This is a genomic window from Peribacillus frigoritolerans, assembly GCF_004358755.1.
Taxonomy (GTDB): domain Bacteria; phylum Bacillota; class Bacilli; order Bacillales; family Bacillaceae; genus Bacillus_P.
Window position 1 is genome coordinate 57,191 of sequence record NZ_SMZY01000003.1, and the last position, 17,264, is coordinate 74,454.

Below are 17,264 nucleotides of genomic sequence, written 5' to 3' on the forward strand. Positions count from 1 at the left end.
CTATATTCCTATATTAACTTTTTATGACTTCGATTTTCATAAAATTCCCATTCAGAAATCTGCATATAATGATGCATGTCACTTTTTCGGGCGGAGGTTTTCAATGGACTCTCTTCTTATTAAAAATGCACAAATCATTACAATGAATGAACAGAATGACATTTTCACAGGAGATCTTTTTATTAAAGATGGCCTGATTGCAGCGATTGGCCTAAATCTGCAGAATCCTGCCGGAAAAATTATTGATGCTTCCAGCAGGACCATTATTCCCGGGTTTGTTCAAACACATATTCATTTATGCCAGACACTCTTCCGCGGCAGAGGAGACGATTTAGAATTATTGGATTGGCTGAAAAAAAGAATTTGGCCTCTAGAAGCATCCCATGACGGAGAATCTGTGTTTTATTCGGCAATGCTTGGGATTGGAGAATTGATTCAAAGCGGCACGACAACCATTGTTGACATGGAAACCGTTCACCATACCGATTTTGCTTTTCAGGCTATTGCCGCAAGCGGAATACGCGCGTTATCAGGCAAAGTCATGATGGATAGTGGATTTGATGTGCCTTCAGGTCTTAGAGAGAAAACGGAGTCCTCTATTCAGGAAAGTGTAGATTTACTGGAGAAATGGAATTTGCACGATAACGGCAGAATCCGTTATGCTTTTTCTCCGAGATTTGTTATTTCCTGCACAGAACAGCTTTTAAAGGAAGTAAGAGAGCTATCGTTTAAACACGATGTGAAAGTTCATACACACGCTTCTGAAAATCAAGACGAAATTAAGGTCGTTCTTGAAGAAACAGGCATGAGAAACATTGTCTATTTAGATCATCTCGGCCTTGCGAATGAACGCCTGATCCTTGCCCATTGCGTCTGGCTTGATGACAATGAGAAGCGGATTATTAAAGAACGGGGCGTCCACGTCAGCCATTGCCCCGGTTCAAACCTTAAGCTTGCATCCGGTGTGGCAGATACAAAGGGACTCCTCGATATGAATGTGAGCTTAAGCCTTGGAGCGGATGGTGCTCCCTGCAACAATAATCTTGATATGTTTCAAGAAATGAGGCTTGCTGCCCTCCTTCAAAAGCCGATTCATGGTCCTGCTGCCATGGATGCGAAAACCGTTTTTCAGATGGCGACGATCGGCGGAGCTAAGGCCGTGGGATTAGAAAAAGAAATCGGCAGCCTTGAGGTTGGAAAAAAGGCAGATATGGCGATTCTGAATCTCAATCAGTTCCATACATATCCTTCTCAAGATTCTGACCCCATCTCGCGAATTGTCTACTCCGCAGGACGCGGAGATGTTGAGACAACGATCATCAATGGAAAAATCGTGATGGAAAACCGCATCATGAAAACTATGGATAAGGAAATCATTTTACGGGAAGCCAACAACTCCATTCATCGCCTGCTGAAAAGAGCGGCATTGACTTAGGATGTATAATAGAGTCATCACCTAATAGAAATGAGTGAATGATTCTGAAAGATTTTATTAAGCTTCTAGCTGAAATCGTTAATAATATACACGACATGATCAATGCGGCTGCCTACGAGACGCTTGGACTGAACGTGACAGATAAAGACTTGCATTTTTGGATTATGGGCATCATCGGAATGGGTGTATTCGTGTTCATCTACCTTTTATCCAAATGGCTGTCAAAGCTGCCATTCGGCATTACTGCTCTTTCATTCTTATATACTCTGACATTTATGTTTGTTCTCGTATTTGGAATTGAGATTCAGCAGGCCCTGACTAATAGAGGAAATATGGAATTTATTGATGCTATTGTAGGACTTTGGGGATTTGTCGCCATGTTCTTAATTTATATCGCACTCATCATTGTCTTCTTGATCTTCAGAAGTATTTTCAAAAGGGACAAAAATAAAAATGTTGATTTGTAAAAGAGCTCTCAGGCTGAGAAGCTCTTTTTTTTAGGCTGTTTACGCATAGATTGTTGTTTTACATGATAAATGTTGTTCGTTCCTTTCCGCTCCACTTAAGGTTTTAAAAACAAGATCTACCAAAATAGCCTTTCAGTTTCTATTTAAACTTAAACCGATTCTTTAATATGGTTATCAGTTTTTCTTTATACGTTTTATTCGATGTAATTACCGTTCTATCACCATTACTCAAATTTAGATTTCTCCCCATGCCAGATAGCCTGTCCAACTTTATTTTTCTATTTTTCCGTCGCCTGCTTATACATATTTCAAAAAATTCTCCATACCTATTATTAAGCTCGTTTATTTTTTTGAACAACTTATGAAATCGCTTACAAAAGGAGGGGCTGGTAAGGTGAATATTTTATTATGCTGTGCTGCCGGGATGTCAACAAGCCTGCTTGTTTCCAAAATGGAGGCAAGCGCGAAGGAGCAAGGGCTTGATTGCAGGATATGGGCTGTAGGCGCCAGTGAAGTAAACAAGCATTTGGATCAGGCGGATGTCCTGCTTGTTGGACCGCAAGTCCGCTATTTGCTGCCGCAATTAAAGACAAAGGGGCAGGAACGCGGCATTCCGGTAGATTCCATCAATATGCTCCATTATGGAACATGCAATGGAAAAGAAGTACTGAATTTCGCGTATGGGCTTATTAATTCAGCTAAGGGGTGACTCGGATGGGAAAGGTCAATCGCTTCTTTGAGGAAAAATTTATGGTGGCTGCAGCCAAAGTTGCAGGACAGCGGCATCTTCAGGCTTTAAGGGATGGAATTATTCTTACTATGCCGCTCATTATTATCGGTTCTGTGTTTTTAATTCTCGGATTTCTTCCGATTAAAGGATATCCAGAGTTCATGGCCAGTTTGTTTGGGGACGAGTGGCTGACAAAGCTTCTTTATCCTGTAGGTGCTACATTTGACATCATGGCACTGATAGCCTCATTCGGGATTGCCTACCGTCTCGCTGAAAAGTATGGAGTTGATGCGCTTACAGCTGGTGCGGTCTCAGTAGCAGCATTCCTCTTAGCAACTCCCTATCAAGTTCCATTTCTTGCAGAAGGTGCATCAGAAGCTGTTATGGTCGGAGGTGCCATTCCTTCCGCTTTAATGGGAAGCAAAGGACTATTTGTGGCGATGCTTCTTGCCATCCTATCAACTGAAATCTTCCGATTCGTCATTCAGAAAAACCTGGTTATTAAAATGCCAGACGGTGTTCCCCCTGCTGTAAGCCGATCGTTTATTGCGCTTATCCCTGGATTCTTTATTCTTACTACTGTGTGGCTTTTGCGTTTACTGGTTGAAAATACGTCCTTTGAAAGTCTTCATAATGTGGTCAGCATTCTTCTCGGTAAACCGCTTGGCGTCCTTGGCGGTAGTTTGATCGGCAGTCTTGTCGCCGTTATCCTGATTCAGCTTCTCTGGTCCACAGGACTTCACGGAGCAAGCATCGTCGGCGGAGTCATGGGACCGATTTGGCTCACTTCCATGGATGAAAACAGGGTTGCTTTTCAAGCTGGAGAAGCCCTGCCGAATATCTTCACTCAGCAGTTCTTTGACCTTTTCGTCTATATTGGCGGATCCGGTGCCACGCTTTCACTGGTCTTCTGTATGCTCTTCCTTGCAAAAAGCCAGCAGATGAAGCAGCTTGGGCGGCTGTCCATAGGTCCGGGTGTGTTCAACATTAATGAACCGGTCACGTTTGGTATGCCGATTGTCATGAATCCGCTGCTGATTATTCCTTTTATCTTAACACCAATTGCGATTACAATCGCAACTTACATTTGCATGACAACTGGACTTGTTGCTAAGCCAGCGGGAATCGGTGTTCCTTGGACAATGCCTCCGCTCTTTGGCGGATACTTGGCTACTGGAGGAAAGATATCGGGGCTCATTATGCAGCTGATTAATATGCTGATTGCCTTCTTTATCTATTATCCTTTCTTCCGCATGTGGGATAAACAAAAATTCAGCGAAGAAAATCAAGCTGCTTCTTAATGGAGGGATTCTATGAATAAAGAACAGCTTTATGAGCTTTCCTTCCATTTGATCGCCCATAGCGGCAATGCAAGAAGCCTTGCGATGGAAGCAATACAGGCGTGCAAAAAAGGAAAATTTGATCATGCTTTTGAAAAACTTGAGGAAGCGGATAAGGAGTTCGTCAAAGCTCACCGGTTTCAAACAGAGCTGATTCAAAAAGAAGCGGGCGGTGAAAAGTACGATCTCCCTATCATCCTTGTTCATGCGCAGGATCACTTAATGACTGCAATGGCCGTTAAAGACCTTGCTGCCGAAATCGTTGAAATTTATCAGCAGACAAAGAAGGTGTAAGCTTGACGACAAAAAAAGGATTAAAGGTCGCGACGATTGGCGGGGGTTCATCTTATACTCCTGAACTGATTGAAGGTTTTATAAAACGCTTTGATGAACTTCCCGTTTCAGAGATATGGCTTGCAGATGTTCCTGAAGGAAAAAGGAAATTAGAGATTGTCGGCAGCCTCGCAAAGCGCATGGTCGAAAAAGCAAATGTACCAATCTCTATTCACCTGACTCTTAATAGGCAGGAAGCATTGGAAAACGCAGATTTTGTTACAACCCAATTTCGGGTAGGACTATTAGAGGCCCGGGCAAAAGACGAACGAATTCCGCTGAAATACGGAGTACTTGGCCAGGAAACAAATGGTCCTGGGGGATTGTTTAAAGGACTGCGCACCATTCCTGTTATCCTGGACATCTGCAGGGAAATGGAGTCTCATTGTCCCGATGCCTGGCTGATTAATTTTACAAATCCAGCCGGAATGGTAACAGAGGCTGTGCTGAGATACAGCAATATCCGCAAGGTTGTCGGTCTTTGCAACGTTCCGATTGGGATGGAAATGGGTGTGGCTAAGCTATTAAATGTTGAACATCACCGGGTACGGATTGATTTTGCAGGCTTAAATCATATGGTATACGGACTTGATGTCTATTTAGACGGCATCAGTGTTAAGCAGAAAGTGATAGATCTGATTACAGATCCCGGGCAATCCGTCACCATGCAGAATATTGTGGCGCTCGGATGGGAGCCTGAATTTTTAAAAGCTCTGAACGTATTCCCGTGTCCTTACCATCAGTATTATTACAAAACGAGGGAAATGGTTGAAAAAGAGATAAAAAGTGCCGAAACCACAGGCACTCGTGCAGAAGTGGTAAAAAAGCTGGAGGATGAGCTGTTTGAACTCTATCAAGATGAGGAGCTTTCAATCAAGCCCCCGCAGCTGGAAAAACGAGGCGGTGCCTATTACAGTGATGCTGCTGTTAGGCTGATTCACTCCATCTATACAGACAGACGGGACATTCAGCCCGTAAATACAATGAATAATGGAGCGATTGCCAGTCTTCCCCATGATTCTGCGATTGAAATCAGCTCTGTTATTACAAAGGATGGTCCTAAACCGCTTGCCATCGGTGATTTGCCTGTTGCTGTGCGCGGTCTTGTCCAGCAAATCAAATCGTTTGAACGTGTAGCAGCAGAGGCAGCCGTTACTGGAGATTACAGCACAGCTTTGCTCGCAATGACGATTAATCCTCTAGTAGCATCCGATGCTACTGGAAAAAAAATACTTGATGAGATGCTTGAAGCTCATAAGGAACATCTTCCCCAATTTTTCAAATGAAAGAGAACCGGCCAGCAACCTTGGCCGGTTCTTTAATTATTCTAATCAAATGTAAATCCCTTCTGAAACCAAACGTAAAAAATCCGGATAATCACCAAGATCATAAAATTAACCAGAAAAGTCAACAGCCAGCTGTACCTGGTATACTCCATCAAATCTGTATATTCAGCAAGCAGCCACGCTGATAACTGAATGCCGAATGCGGATAAAGAAAAATAAAGAAATTTGCGCCAAAAACCCTTCTTAGGAAAACCAAGAATAAACAAGACTCCGATGGCCGGATAAAAAAGATAATACAGGGTGAAGCTCATTTTTGTAGCATCTGGAAATTCCCTGAAAGGAAATTTCATTCTTCCCGACAGTGTTTGAATATAAACAAACAGCCAGCCAACCGATTGTGAAAATAAAAGGACAATTTGCGCATCTCGCCGTTTGTTTTTTGGGATTTTCCACATAAGCAATAAAATGGCCAATCCCCAAAGTGAAAGTAGAACAAGGATCTCACGCATGATTTTCACCCTTTAGTCCTTTTTTAAACCACATGAAATATTGATGATTCACCATCAGGGCAAGCATCACTGAGAAGAATGTCCAGTACCATTTCCATTCATCATATACCACAGAATCTGTGTACTTTTCAAGAATGACTTCAGCAAAAGTAAAAACCCCAGAGAAGACGATTGCATAGAGCCACTTACTATAAATTTTTTTGGATGACGGATAATAAAGACTAAACAAAATGGCCAGTACCGGGAACAAAAAAAACTCAAAGGTAAAGCTCGATTCATTTACCTGATTCTCCTTGCTGAAAAGTTGAACAGGATAATAAATCCATCCCTTTTCGACGACAAATAAACCGGCTGCCCATGTCAGTGAACTCATTGAAAGAAAGGGCACCCAGGCTTCTCTGGCCCTCTCTTTCGGGACGGATTTCCAGATTAATAAAATACTGAGCACAATCGCACCTGCTATAATCCATCTTTCTATGATCATAATTTCTTTTCCCATTTCCATTTTTTTATTACTATCGGTTCAAATACAGAAAATTATGTGAGAGGGAATAGGATGTTGGATTTTTTTATGATAAAGTGATTGTACATAGGTCATATCTTTTATATGGGAGAGACGTTCATGAAAACAAAGGCGCTCCATGATTTCTTAAGGGAACAATCAGAGAAGATGACAGCCCGCTGGCTGGAATCCAGAACACACGAACCCGTGTCCGTCTATTCGATAGATGCTCCAGAAGATGTAATAGAAGAAATTCGGGAGCAAAATCAGCATTTCATTGATACAATCGTCAATCTTCTGGAAGATCCATCAGCAGATCGCGTCAGCAGCTGGGCACAGGAAATTGCAACAAAGCGGGCAATGTCTGAAACACCTCTTTACCGTTCGATTCAGCAATTCAGACGATTTAGGGTGATCTTTTGGGATACCGTTGAATCCTATATCTCCATTCATAAAGATGAAATTACTTCAGAGGATATTCTTCATTGGAGCAAAAACATCCACTCTGCTTTTGATCATGCAATCGAACTCTTTACCCGCTACTATCATCAGGTGTCAGAAGCAAGAATGGAAGCACATAAAACCATGATCTATAAATTAACAACCCCCATCATTCCCATTTCAGATGAAATAGGCATACTGCCGATCGTTGGCGATATTGATACCCACAGGGCCATGCTTATTTCAGAGAGCGCCATTAAAAAAGCCGAGCAGCTGAATTTAAGCCATATTGTAATAGATATGTCCGGCGTTCTACTAATAGATACAATGGTTGCGGGCCAGCTATTTAAAATGATTCAAATGATGAATTTACTTGGCATCGAAGTCACGATAACAGGCATTCGTCCAGAAATCGCGCAAACCTCAATCCAGCTCGGAATCGACTTCGGAAACCTTGGTACCTTCGGGCAGCTTAAACACGCATTAAAGTTTTTATATAAAGAGAATTAAAAAAGACGTGCAGCACGTAACGGGTTCTGTTTTGAAGTACAAACTTCTAATAAACAAACAAAATGGTAGAGTTATTTGTAGCAGAAAAAACAATTATATTTGCATTAAAAATGGTCATTGGCTGATGTGCCTCTGACCATTTTTTTATGGCAATTCTTCAATTAAAGCCCCCGATTGTTGAAGAAGTATTATTACTAAAGGGAGATTATAGAAGTATTTCTTCAGTCAATATCCCAATAAATATGGTGGCTAAAATAACAGCTATCGTAGAAAATGAAATTTTATATATTAATTTAACAGGTCTTAAATGTTTTTTGATCTTATCATATACGTTTACACTAGGTATTATAATAAGTACAAGTATAAATATTGCTGTTAAATCAACATAAGTAAACGGTTTACCAATATATTCGTCTGCAAAAAAACTAACAGCTATTATTATGGTAAATAGAATGAATTGAAGTGTAAAATACTTTATGTTGTTCAATATTGATGTGCCCCATTCCATATAACAATTACATAAAATATAAAAGACTAGAGAAATAATTGTAACTTCCCTACATTCTTTGGTAAAGGACGATTTTCCTCTACAATCGCCCCCGATTCTTAAATAAGGAAGGAACTAAGTAAATTTTTTTTAGATCATAAGGAAATTACTCATTTTTCGGCTCTAACCTTTTGAATCAGCTTTGCTATAAATAAAGTTATGAAAAATGTTCCTAGATAAAGAGCTACTCTTTCCCACCTATCTAATCCTTCACTCATAAAAGTCATCACAGTTGCTGTTACTGCTGCTGCTATAAGTAGTTGACCTATATTCATTATTCTTCTCCTTCTTAAAGAATTGCCCCCTTTAATGGAATAACCTAAAAGCAAATGCGATTGCATAAAGCGGTACTCCGACAATTAATATTCCAGCTAAAAGGTAACATATACTTTTGAAAATAAACTTAATGAAATCATAGATTGCACCAGACAAATCATCAATAAACTTGTTCACATTCACACCCACCAACTCTATTTTTTCATATGTCATATTGTTCAGCAATCCTTCCCTTTACTTCCATTCACCCTCAATTGCTGAATAAAAAAAGCCACCTAATTATGGGGACTTTTGCATTTCTTACTTAATACTCCATTGAATCGGCTGTTTTAACTACATCTTCAATCGTGTATTCCTTCTCAATTTTGTCCGATTTTATCAGCATAATTGAATAATATAAACCGTCTTTTTTCCATCGAATTTGTTTGGTATTTTTATTATCACTTTCAATTAATGCCTTAGTGCCGTTCTTTAATTTAACAGTCTTGAATTGTTTATCATCAGAAGACCAAGATGTATTTTTATTGTGATGAGTGGTGATATGAAGATTAACGCCAACTCCGTCACCATATATAAACTCCGTATGAACAATATCTCCCTTCGGATCTTCAGGAGGATCTCCTGCGTAGGTTAAAACAACATTTTTGGGTTTAAACGGCAATTCACTAGGAGCTCCTAATTTTTCTTGAACACTTTCAGAAAGCTGATCAGCAACTTCTTTTACTTTTGGGTATTCATCTTTTAATTGTTCAACAGCACCATTACCATTACACGCTGTTAGGAAAAGGATTAAAATTGTAGTAACAATTTTTTTCATTTAATGAAGACCTCCTTTTTTCTATATTTTACCATACAAAACTGAACCTGCCAGATCAATTAACCTTATTCCATTATCTGGACCTTATGTAGAAGAATTTTTGAATCAGCTTATTCCGTTAAACTGCCCTTTACTTGAATAAAAGTCGGCTGCTTGTTCAGCAAACGCCTCCGTTAGCGAAAATCAACAGTAGGTGTTCACTCTAATCCAAATTAAACAATTCCGAAATGATTTCAGCACTCCCTGGAGAAAACATAAATATTGAGAACGCAGTACATAAAAGTCCTACAATTATCAAGCTGATTTTTTTATTCCCACGTAGCCCTTTAACAACTAAAAATATTCCTACAAACAATATTAAGAAATACCAAAAGCCCATAAATCTCACCCCTCAATAAAATGATGTTACCTTTCACTCTTGTTCAACTAACCTGCCCGATTGCTTAATACCAATTATTTCAAAATCAGGTGATGAACTCAACATTTTTATTTCACTAAAAAGGACACTTACCTTATTACAGATAAGTGCCCGATTATTGAAGATCACTATACCTTAGTTTAGTTCAACAAGGCTTTTATTTTCTCTCTCAATTTTTCAATTTCTTCAATCATAAGTTTTGGATATTCTTTTGGTGTTGTTTCTCTTATCTCTTTTTCCTCAAACACCTTATAATCGATCAATGTTTTCCAAAAGTGTTCTGCTCCATCTAAAATGGCTACTAAGAACTCTTTTTCTGGCAATACAGCTGTGGCATAAACCTCAACAGCTTTCCATTCATCCATGATAGTGAATTCCAATAAATTGCTGTCTATGGAATTCAATTTCATTAAGATTGGGTCTATACCGTACATGATCTCTACCTTCTTCTCCTCTAAATAATGATCCATCGCAACCATATAACTAGCTTCCCATAAATCTAAACCACTTGGAGCATCAATTCCTACCACAATCTGATTCTTGTATTTAATCGTAATAAGCATTTGAATATGTTCAGGAGTGAATTTCCTATGGTCAATATATTCTCTTAATTTTAAAGAGTCATCTAAGGATACATACTTCGCTTCAGGATTTTTTGAATAAAAAGGGTCAGTATTATCATAACTATGTGACCCTAAGAAAGTCTTTATTTCAAACATAATTAAACTCCTTCAAGAACTATATACTCTTTATTTTAGCTTAACTTAACGGCTTATTAAATTATATGGCCCAATTCCTCAATAAGAAAAGGCGATCCACTTTGCAGCAATTGCCCCCGATTGTTGAAGATCGATTATTCCATTGAAGGGAGTTCATCAGTTATTCCTGATTAATGGTTTTCCTTTTTTTGAAGTGCTGCCAGCTTTTTATAATTCTTATCATAATTCTGGCGTTGAAGCAGATTATCCAGCCAATATTGTGCCTTTTGCTGCTCTCCATTTTTGATAAACGTCTGGATTATCTTTTTAAAATTACCACTATATTTAAAGTTTTCATTTTTCATTAATTCCAATGCTTTATTATAACAATCTGATGCCTTTTGATATTCTTTTGAAGAGGAATATAACAGTCCGAGATAAATTAGACCACTTGATAATTCTTCCTTGCTAAAATTTTGCTCAGTGGCAAGGCTCATCACTTTTATAGCTTTCCTTTTTAAAAACAAAATTTCATATGTACCAGCTTTATATACATAATCCTTATACTTTTTAAGTGGTTTTATCAGAGAGAAGATTCCCATAATTAATCCTCCAAGGGGGAAGTTTTCTAAAGCTACCTGCTCCGTTTGTTAAAAAGCGACTACTCTTATTGGACAATCGCCCCGGATTGTTGAATAGGCACTCTATAATCCTCTATCTCTAATTATTTCAACAATCTGCTCAACTATCTTATCAGAGGGAAGTGTGCCATCTAGTATTATGTCGGAATTGGTTTTTATATTAGTTTCCATTTCTAAGTAAGCTACTCTTCCATAATCCAGATAAAAATTTAAATCATTATGTATATCTGTAATACGAGTTTCATCGTAATCCCTAAGTAAACGCCTAGCCATTGCTACATCTAAAGGAGTGTCAATATAAATAGATAGATCAATAAATTTTTGCATTCTGGCATTCTTATATGAAAAAGGATAGTCAAGTAATATGAAAGAAGGAGCTTCATTAGAATTTATTAAAGAATTAATATCTGAGAGCATAGGTTCTAAATTCCATAGGTTGTAATCAGCTCCTTCTTTTACCCATTTAATTAAATCTTCTGGTGAATCTTCAAAGTCATAATCATCAAAGAACAATTCTTTTGAATTCTTCAATTTATGTCCTAATTTCTTTGTTATTGTAGTTTTTCCCCCACCAGATACAGCTGCAATTGATATGACTTTTGGTCTTATTGTCATTATTAAAAACCCCCTAACTATTAGTATTATTCTATATTCCTGCCTGTTAAAGTAATAAAATTCAACAAGAAGAGCATCCACTCTTCTTGAATTAAAGCCCCCTATAGTTGAATAAGGATTGCACCTTTAAAGCAACTTCATTCGGTCTAACATCAATAGACGATAAACTTTCTATATCTACCCACATTGGCAAATAAGTTTCTCTATCTCTATTTTCGTCAGTGTATTCTTCACCTTTCCCAGTACCAAATGTTCCAGCAATAATTTGAGAAAGGAAAAAATATTGTGTTCCGTTAAATTTAACTTCTGAAATGCACTCGTTAACTTTGACTTCTACTCCTAATTCTTCAAAGGCTTCCCTTTTGGCAGCAGCTTCTGGTGTTTCTCCATTTTCCATTCCACCGCCAGGAAAAACATAATAAACGGAACCATCCCTTATTCTTTGAATTAGTACAACCTGTTTATTTTCTATTAATACTAGTGAGCTTCTATCTCTCATAGCTGCCTCCACATTATCAAAAGCCTATTCCTCAATTAAAAGAGCGATCACACTATGCAGCAATTGCCCCCGATTGTTTAATAAGGGTAAGGGTTAGTCCTTATCCCTGATAATAAAATTGGCTAGAATTCCGCATACAATAATAGTCAATCCAGCAAAGATTCCAGCATATATTCTGTTGTCCCAGTCTATGTAAGAATTTGAGATAGTAATCACAGTGGCAGCAAAAAAGCCCATAAGAATTGCTTGAGGTATATTTAATTTCATTTTAAACGTTTCCATTGAAAACTCCTTTTTGGCCCGTAGAATTTTCTAAACGATAATATTTGTTGTTCCAGATAAGCCCCCTTTACAGAAGATTAATGCGTTAGGTTTTTACGTCGTATATAAAAGGTGATTGGGTTAACAAATCCGAGGATTAAAATTACCAAGAACATATAGGTAGTAACTACATCTCCTCCTAAACCAAGTTCATCTACAATTATTCCGTCGTAGTAAAGCAATTGTGCAGATGCAATTACCGTTACTATTGATAATCCCACCACAGTTGGACCATTAGCCAGCCTTATTTTAGGAAAAATGATGATCAAAAACATAAGCAAAGCCGTAATAATAAACGTGACAAAGATAGGCCTTAATAACGTGAATGTTCCTAAGGTTTCAAATGAATCGTATGTAGGCATAAACACCTCCAAAATTTCTTATTCCACAATCCTGCCCGATTGCTTAATACCAATTATTTCAAAATCAGATGATTAACTCAATCTTTTATTCCATTAAAAAGGACACTTAACTTATTACAGATAAGCGCCCTTTAGTTGAATACCAGTATGGACTATAAAAAGGAAGAAAAATCACCATAAACCCTTTAGTGATAAGGTGTTTAGAAACTCACGGTTTTCCGAACAAAAACTTAGAGTTTGTTTTCCGCAAAAAGATACCTGAACCCTAATAGTACTTAGTGGACATCAGTAGTTCCCAACCTCTTAGATTATGGCGAGAAATTTTAATGGAAAGGGGTAATTTTACACTTTTTGGTCATTTCAAAGTCATTTTGAATGTCAATGTCCGCTAATGCTTATTGCGTCTTTTGGTTCCACCATTGCTACACAGACTCCTAACTTTGCTAGAACCTTCTCAACATTGTCAACTTGAAATGGGCTAAATGACTATATCCTTGTTGATTTACATTAGATGTGTTACCTCTGGAATCTGTAGATATTCAGAATATAAAAATGAAAAATAATATCTGCTATAAAGGTAAAAAGGCTACCATTATGGCAGCCTTAATCAGTAAGATTATTTTTTTAAGATGTGATTAACTGAAACTGCAATTAAGCTAATATTTAATAATCCAATTAATAGACAGAAACTATGGACTGTATCAACTTCAATGGATTGTGCAATCCAATAAGCTGCATCTTCATTTAAAAATTCAACTTTGGAATTTAATAAATAATTACCAATTGAAGAGGAGGATAATAGGATTATTAAGATAAGACTCAAAGAAATTGCATTGTAAATGACTAGATTTTTTACTGTAGTATAAGCATTATTCATAATGAAACCACCTATTTTGTTTTATTTGTAATAATGCTTATATTGTATATCAATACCGATTGGTTTGTAAGCATAAGCTATACCTTTATAATCATAACGGTATAAAATATTATTTTTTTCGTGAACTTTCATTGTGTACTTTTTGTAAATTGGGTGACCTGTAACTTCTGCTTTAGAAACAGCTTTTCCTTTATGAGTTTTAGGTACTGTATAAGTTCCTGTAGAAGAAACTGAATAAGTTTTCCCAATCGTAAAATTAATATTAGCAGAAAGATCACTAAAAGATGCCCCGTATGTTTTTGAAACTGTTGCTGTTGTCATTTTCGTGAAATTCAAACCAATTGTGATTCCAGGTTGTCCACTCGTTTTCCATAAAGTTTTCGTTCCAACAGTCTCTTTAATATATTTAACATCAGTTGTTTTATGTTTTGGCCCAGGCATAACTACCATAGATGGTGTTATAAGATTATCATTTGTTTGATCTGTGACAGTTAGTATTGGTTTTACCGGTGTTGTTGGTGTATCTCTGAGACTATTCAAGTAATCGATCGTGCTTTGAGTATTGTTATCATCAATATCATCGAAATATATTGTTGTAGTTTCGATATCGTAATCGATACCTTCAATTAAATTAGAATCGTCAACAGGATTATCTACAAATTCACCTATTTCAATTAAATCTTCATCAATTTCTCTTTCATCTGCAAAACTTACATTTGCAGGTGTAAAGATATACATAGTAATTACAGTTAATGCAGCTAGAAACAATTTCAACGTTTTAATAAGCTCTCCTACTTTCGTATATATTTATAGCATACAACTATAGACTCAAAAAGTAATAAACTTTGTTGTTTTCAATCCTCCTCTTTCTTTGAGCCTATTAAATTAGTCATAGATATAATAAAGACGTCGGTATTTTCTAATAGTTTCAAAAATTACTATTTTTTATGAAAAAAATTTAGTTAGTAAATCAAAAGAAGTTTTTAAGTGGATGTACTGAAGAAGCCGTTGAGTATTGTTAGGGATACAGACAGCAAAACGGATAAAATTGTTCGTTAAGGTTGAAAGCCTTTAAATAAAAGGAATGTTCCAATAATGACGGTTTTCTGAACAAAATCTTAGCGTATGTTTTCCGTGAAAAGATACCGGAACCCCATCTGCCCGTTAAAGTAGATAATGTAAATATCAAAGTAATTGAATAACTTGACTAGCAATTAAAGTTATTCATCTTTATTATCATTCAACAAAAATCGTTCGAAAAAGTTATACTTTTACGAACTGAGAGATAAGAGAAAGTTATGCACCATTACAGGAATGCTGCCCTTTACTTCAATAAGAAGAAACGACACTTTGTTAAACATTCGCCCCCTATAATTGAAGAAGGCCACCTTATTCAATTATAGATATCCATTTTTTTGAATTATAAGGTAAAATGTATATATGTTCAATTTGAAAGGGTGTTGTAGTTGATTAAATATACTTATATTTTTAGAAAGTGGTTAGCGGTCTTCATTGCATCTTTCTTATTTACAAGCTTTTTGTTGACTGGAGGATTTACTTTCTTCGAATTGAATATGGACAATTTTTTATGGTTTAATATTATCTTTTATATAAGTACAATCGGATGCTTTGCTTACGGATTCCCAATTTCAATAACAGCAGAATTTCTGACTAAAAAGATTACATCGAATTCCTTGAGGGCATTTGCTTCAGGTTTGATTCATTTGTCGGGAGGATTGTTGTTCTATATAATCAGTAAAGATTTTTATATATTTGCTTTCATATGTTCAGTAATATTTTTTCTAACAGATGAAGGTCTAAGGTTACTTAACCAAAGGGTATTTTACCCTTGTTTAAAAGATTGGAACTAATGTTAGTTTCAAAAAGACAAAAGGGAGCTCCTAATTTTCAGGAGTTCCCTTATTACATTAAAGCCCCTTTAATTGAGTAAGAAATTTATTATCCACTGAACTATATAAGCTAATATTGAAATAAGAATTATATCAAGAACTACCCATTTTTTCGCGCCTTATAGTTCGAATCCATAAAATACCTAATAGCGTAAAATACCGTGAAAATGGCGAGTAATTCAAAATATTCAAGTCAATATTCTCCCCTTTTGTTCAAGAAAAGCCCCCTTTAATGGAATAACTACAATATGGCCTCATTCCTAAAATTGCTCAACTCACAATTCTTCTTGAACTAACGCACCCCGATAGTGAAAGAAAAAAAGGCATTAATCCTTAGCAAAACTTCAATGCTTTATTCTTTTTTTTTCCAAGACATTAAATCAGAAAATGCCAATCCAAATGATACACCCAAGGGAATACCTAAATCCCAAACATCCATTTCTGAACGTCTAAAAAAATAATAAAGAAGATAGTGCAAAGCACTTAAAGAAATAAACCAAATAATAAACGTAAAAAACCTTTTTCTTATTTGAATGCAATTTAACTTACTTGTATTCGCAATAACTAAAAAGAGGGAGAACAAACCATATAGAAGAAGATAAATTATATATCCTATAATAAATTTAAGAGATAGCGAAGTATCAATCTCCTTATATAATATAAATATCGTAAGTATGGTTCCTGCCAAAAATACAATAAACAAAATTAAGTTTAACGAAATATATTTCTTCATCTTTTACCCCTTACCTGACAAGTCTAGATACCTTTTGATTATCTCAAAATATCAGAATTCAGGGTATTGGTAACTAATTCCTTTTCCATCTAACCTGCCCTTTACTTCAATAAGAAGAGGCGACACTTTGTTAATCAATCGCCCCCGATTGTTGAATATATCATATTAATAAATATTGTCCTATTTTACTTTTTTGCACCATAGAAACACCACACGCTAACGAGTACGTCAAGGCAGTCATTAGCTTATTTTATTGTTTTTTCATATAGTGTCCCATCTGTATCTCTAATTTCGATTTCAGACTTTAATCGATCCAATCCAATAACAATCGTTGGATTTTTTTCAGGCGATTTATTGTAGAAACTTCTCACATATATTACTGTCTTTCCATTAATCTCATCCACATCTAAAACTTCTATGTTATCTCCTGACATTTCTTCACCAAGAGAAAGAATGATCGCTTTATCATCTTCATTTATATTAAAAATCTTATAGCCTCTAATATCTGAATTATTTTGAACTTCGTTTAAATATGCATCAATTTCATCTCCAGCTGCTGCATCTCTGTTTGTTTTCTTTATTATCCAATAATCAGTTTTATTTAAAGCGGAAAAAGTAAAAGCACCAGCGACAAATAAAACAATAATGGTAAAAATAAATTTTCTCGATAAAGGTTTTTTACCTAATACTATTATTAAAACAGGAATTGTAAATATCCCTATACTCAATAATATAAATGGCATCCCTTTAAAACCACTCATTACAGAGCTTCCAACAGCTGCTAGCATCCCGATAATAGCCACGATTGATATTCTCTTTTTATAATTCATTTCTTTCGAGAAAAAATGTGTGAGTGCATAAAATCCAATCCCTGTTAATAACCCTACAAGATACATAATTATAAATATATTCATAACTTCCATCCTCCTAGTAACTCAAAACGGGGTCTTATTCCACAATCCTGCCCTTTAATGGAATAACTAATATTTCCAGTTTA

The 17,264-nt window shown here is 36.4% G+C and carries 21 protein-coding genes; 7 read left to right on the forward strand and 14 right to left on the reverse strand.

Annotated elements, in window-relative coordinates; genetic code table 11:
- Window positions 1-103: 103 nt before the first annotated feature.
- The 6 genes from E2R53_RS13760 to E2R53_RS13785 all read left to right on the forward strand — a co-directional run bounded on the left by E2R53_RS13760 (window position 104) and on the right by E2R53_RS13785 (window position 5,591).
- Window positions 104-1,435, forward strand: coding sequence for a 5'-deoxyadenosine deaminase (locus E2R53_RS13760; protein WP_133312347.1), 1,332 nt, complete (start codon window positions 104-106; stop codon window positions 1,433-1,435).
- A 38-nt stretch (window positions 1,436-1,473) separates the two neighbouring features.
- Window positions 1,474-1,902: a hypothetical protein gene (locus E2R53_RS13765; protein ID WP_286166203.1), complete on the forward strand. Its 429-nt coding sequence runs from the start codon at window positions 1,474-1,476 to the stop codon at window positions 1,900-1,902.
- Between the two features lie 394 nt (window positions 1,903-2,296).
- Entirely contained in the window at window positions 2,297-2,611 is a 315-nt protein-coding gene (locus tag E2R53_RS13770) for a PTS sugar transporter subunit IIB (RefSeq protein ID WP_133312348.1), read from the forward strand.
- A 5-nt stretch (window positions 2,612-2,616) separates the two neighbouring features.
- Window positions 2,617-3,933 (forward strand): PTS cellobiose transporter subunit IIC, encoded by a 1,317-nt coding sequence (gene celB / locus E2R53_RS13775; RefSeq protein ID WP_133312349.1) that lies wholly within the window; start codon window positions 2,617-2,619, stop codon window positions 3,931-3,933.
- A 12-nt stretch (window positions 3,934-3,945) separates the two neighbouring features.
- Entirely contained in the window at window positions 3,946-4,266 is a 321-nt protein-coding gene (locus E2R53_RS13780) for a PTS lactose/cellobiose transporter subunit IIA (RefSeq protein ID WP_133312350.1), read from the forward strand.
- Window positions 4,267-4,268: 2 nt separating this feature from the next.
- Window positions 4,269-5,591, forward strand: a complete 1,323-nt coding sequence (locus tag E2R53_RS13785; RefSeq protein ID WP_133312351.1) for a 6-phospho-beta-glucosidase — start codon at window positions 4,269-4,271, stop codon at window positions 5,589-5,591.
- A gap of 41 nt (window positions 5,592-5,632) precedes the next feature.
- Here the strand turns inward: E2R53_RS13785 and E2R53_RS13790 are convergent, their stop codons facing one another.
- Both E2R53_RS13790 and E2R53_RS13795 read right to left on the reverse strand, forming a co-directional pair.
- Window positions 5,633-6,100 (reverse strand): CBO0543 family protein, encoded by a 468-nt coding sequence (locus E2R53_RS13790; protein WP_133312352.1) that lies wholly within the window; start codon window positions 6,098-6,100, stop codon window positions 5,633-5,635.
- Window positions 6,093-6,584, reverse strand: a complete 492-nt coding sequence (locus E2R53_RS13795; RefSeq protein ID WP_133312353.1) for a CBO0543 family protein — start codon at window positions 6,582-6,584, stop codon at window positions 6,093-6,095. Before E2R53_RS13795 ends, E2R53_RS13790 begins: the two co-directional genes overlap by 8 nt.
- Window positions 6,585-6,722: 138 nt before the next feature.
- On the opposite strand from E2R53_RS13795, the gene E2R53_RS13800 reads away from it, so the two are divergent.
- Entirely contained in the window at window positions 6,723-7,553 is an 831-nt protein-coding gene (locus tag E2R53_RS13800) for an STAS domain-containing protein (RefSeq protein ID WP_133312354.1), read from the forward strand.
- Window positions 7,554-8,210: 657 nt separating this feature from the next.
- On the opposite strand, the gene E2R53_RS23310 is transcribed toward E2R53_RS13800, so the two are convergent.
- From E2R53_RS23310 to E2R53_RS13860, 12 genes are all read right to left on the reverse strand, one after another.
- Window positions 8,211-8,375, reverse strand: coding sequence for a hypothetical protein (locus E2R53_RS23310; protein WP_165970988.1), 165 nt, complete (start codon window positions 8,373-8,375; stop codon window positions 8,211-8,213).
- A 305-nt stretch (window positions 8,376-8,680) separates the two neighbouring features.
- A complete protein-coding gene (locus E2R53_RS13810; protein WP_133312356.1) occupies window positions 8,681-9,193 on the reverse strand; it encodes a hypothetical protein in 513 nt (170 codons plus the stop codon).
- A gap of 558 nt (window positions 9,194-9,751) precedes the next feature.
- Window positions 9,752-10,330, reverse strand: coding sequence for a hypothetical protein (locus E2R53_RS13815; protein ID WP_133312357.1), 579 nt, complete (start codon window positions 10,328-10,330; stop codon window positions 9,752-9,754).
- A 170-nt stretch (window positions 10,331-10,500) separates the two neighbouring features.
- Window positions 10,501-10,911 carry a tetratricopeptide repeat protein gene (locus E2R53_RS13820; RefSeq protein WP_133312358.1) on the reverse strand — a complete coding sequence of 137 codons (411 nt, stop codon included), beginning with the start codon at window positions 10,909-10,911 and terminating at the stop codon, window positions 10,501-10,503.
- Window positions 10,912-11,013: 102 nt separating this feature from the next.
- The gene (locus tag E2R53_RS13825) at window positions 11,014-11,565 is read right to left on the reverse strand and encodes an AAA family ATPase (protein WP_133312359.1); all 552 of its coding nucleotides are present in this window, start codon (window positions 11,563-11,565) and stop codon (window positions 11,014-11,016) included.
- Between the two features lie 91 nt (window positions 11,566-11,656).
- Window positions 11,657-12,064: an NUDIX hydrolase gene (locus E2R53_RS13830; RefSeq protein ID WP_133312360.1), complete on the reverse strand. Its 408-nt coding sequence runs from the start codon at window positions 12,062-12,064 to the stop codon at window positions 11,657-11,659.
- Between the two features lie 93 nt (window positions 12,065-12,157).
- Window positions 12,158-12,346 carry a hypothetical protein gene (locus E2R53_RS13835; protein ID WP_133312361.1) on the reverse strand — a complete coding sequence of 63 codons (189 nt, stop codon included), beginning with the start codon at window positions 12,344-12,346 and terminating at the stop codon, window positions 12,158-12,160.
- A gap of 77 nt (window positions 12,347-12,423) precedes the next feature.
- Window positions 12,424-12,747: a hypothetical protein gene (locus E2R53_RS13840; protein ID WP_133312362.1), complete on the reverse strand. Its 324-nt coding sequence runs from the start codon at window positions 12,745-12,747 to the stop codon at window positions 12,424-12,426.
- 616 nt (window positions 12,748-13,363) lie between these two features.
- Complete coding sequence (locus E2R53_RS13845; RefSeq protein ID WP_133312363.1) at window positions 13,364-13,624, reverse strand: hypothetical protein; 261 nt, start codon at window positions 13,622-13,624, stop codon at window positions 13,364-13,366.
- 21 nt (window positions 13,625-13,645) lie between these two features.
- Window positions 13,646-14,398, reverse strand: coding sequence for a hypothetical protein (locus E2R53_RS13850; protein WP_286166205.1), 753 nt, complete (start codon window positions 14,396-14,398; stop codon window positions 13,646-13,648).
- A gap of 1,488 nt (window positions 14,399-15,886) precedes the next feature.
- Window positions 15,887-16,267 carry a hypothetical protein gene (locus E2R53_RS13855; RefSeq protein ID WP_133312364.1) on the reverse strand — a complete coding sequence of 127 codons (381 nt, stop codon included), beginning with the start codon at window positions 16,265-16,267 and terminating at the stop codon, window positions 15,887-15,889.
- 245 nt (window positions 16,268-16,512) lie between these two features.
- A complete protein-coding gene (locus tag E2R53_RS13860) occupies window positions 16,513-17,181 on the reverse strand; it encodes a hypothetical protein (protein ID WP_133312365.1) in 669 nt (222 codons plus the stop codon).
- Window positions 17,182-17,264 lie beyond the last annotated feature (83 nt).

Excerpts from the sequence above, each read along its gene's own strand:
- E2R53_RS13760 (WP_133312347.1), top strand. The coding sequence starts at position 104 with ATGGACTCTCTTCTTATTAAAAATGCACAAATCATTACAATGAATGAA.
- E2R53_RS13765 (WP_286166203.1), top strand. The coding sequence starts at position 1,474 with ATGATTCTGAAAGATTTTATTAAGCTTCTAGCTGAAATCGTTAATAAT.
- celB (WP_133312349.1), top strand. The coding sequence starts at position 2,617 with ATGGGAAAGGTCAATCGCTTCTTTGAGGAAAAATTTATGGTGGCTGCA.
- E2R53_RS13780 (WP_133312350.1), top strand. The coding sequence starts at position 3,946 with ATGAATAAAGAACAGCTTTATGAGCTTTCCTTCCATTTGATCGCCCAT.
- E2R53_RS13790 (WP_133312352.1), bottom strand. The coding sequence starts at position 6,100 with ATGCGTGAGATCCTTGTTCTACTTTCACTTTGGGGATTGGCCATTTTA.
- E2R53_RS13795 (WP_133312353.1), bottom strand. The coding sequence starts at position 6,584 with ATGATCATAGAAAGATGGATTATAGCAGGTGCGATTGTGCTCAGTATT.
- E2R53_RS13800 (WP_133312354.1), top strand. The coding sequence starts at position 6,723 with ATGAAAACAAAGGCGCTCCATGATTTCTTAAGGGAACAATCAGAGAAG.
- E2R53_RS23310 (WP_165970988.1), bottom strand. The coding sequence starts at position 8,375 with ATGAATATAGGTCAACTACTTATAGCAGCAGCAGTAACAGCAACTGTG.
- E2R53_RS13810 (WP_133312356.1), bottom strand. The coding sequence starts at position 9,193 with ATGAAAAAAATTGTTACTACAATTTTAATCCTTTTCCTAACAGCGTGT.
- E2R53_RS13815 (WP_133312357.1), bottom strand. The coding sequence starts at position 10,330 with ATGTTTGAAATAAAGACTTTCTTAGGGTCACATAGTTATGATAATACT.
- E2R53_RS13820 (WP_133312358.1), bottom strand. The coding sequence starts at position 10,911 with ATGGGAATCTTCTCTCTGATAAAACCACTTAAAAAGTATAAGGATTAT.
- E2R53_RS13825 (WP_133312359.1), bottom strand. The coding sequence starts at position 11,565 with ATGACAATAAGACCAAAAGTCATATCAATTGCAGCTGTATCTGGTGGG.
- E2R53_RS13830 (WP_133312360.1), bottom strand. The coding sequence starts at position 12,064 with ATGAGAGATAGAAGCTCACTAGTATTAATAGAAAATAAACAGGTTGTA.
- E2R53_RS13835 (WP_133312361.1), bottom strand. The coding sequence starts at position 12,346 with ATGGAAACGTTTAAAATGAAATTAAATATACCTCAAGCAATTCTTATG.
- E2R53_RS13840 (WP_133312362.1), bottom strand. The coding sequence starts at position 12,747 with ATGCCTACATACGATTCATTTGAAACCTTAGGAACATTCACGTTATTA.
- E2R53_RS13845 (WP_133312363.1), bottom strand. The coding sequence starts at position 13,624 with ATGAATAATGCTTATACTACAGTAAAAAATCTAGTCATTTACAATGCA.
- E2R53_RS13855 (WP_133312364.1), bottom strand. The coding sequence starts at position 16,267 with ATGAAGAAATATATTTCGTTAAACTTAATTTTGTTTATTGTATTTTTG.
- E2R53_RS13860 (WP_133312365.1), bottom strand. The coding sequence starts at position 17,181 with ATGAATATATTTATAATTATGTATCTTGTAGGGTTATTAACAGGGATT.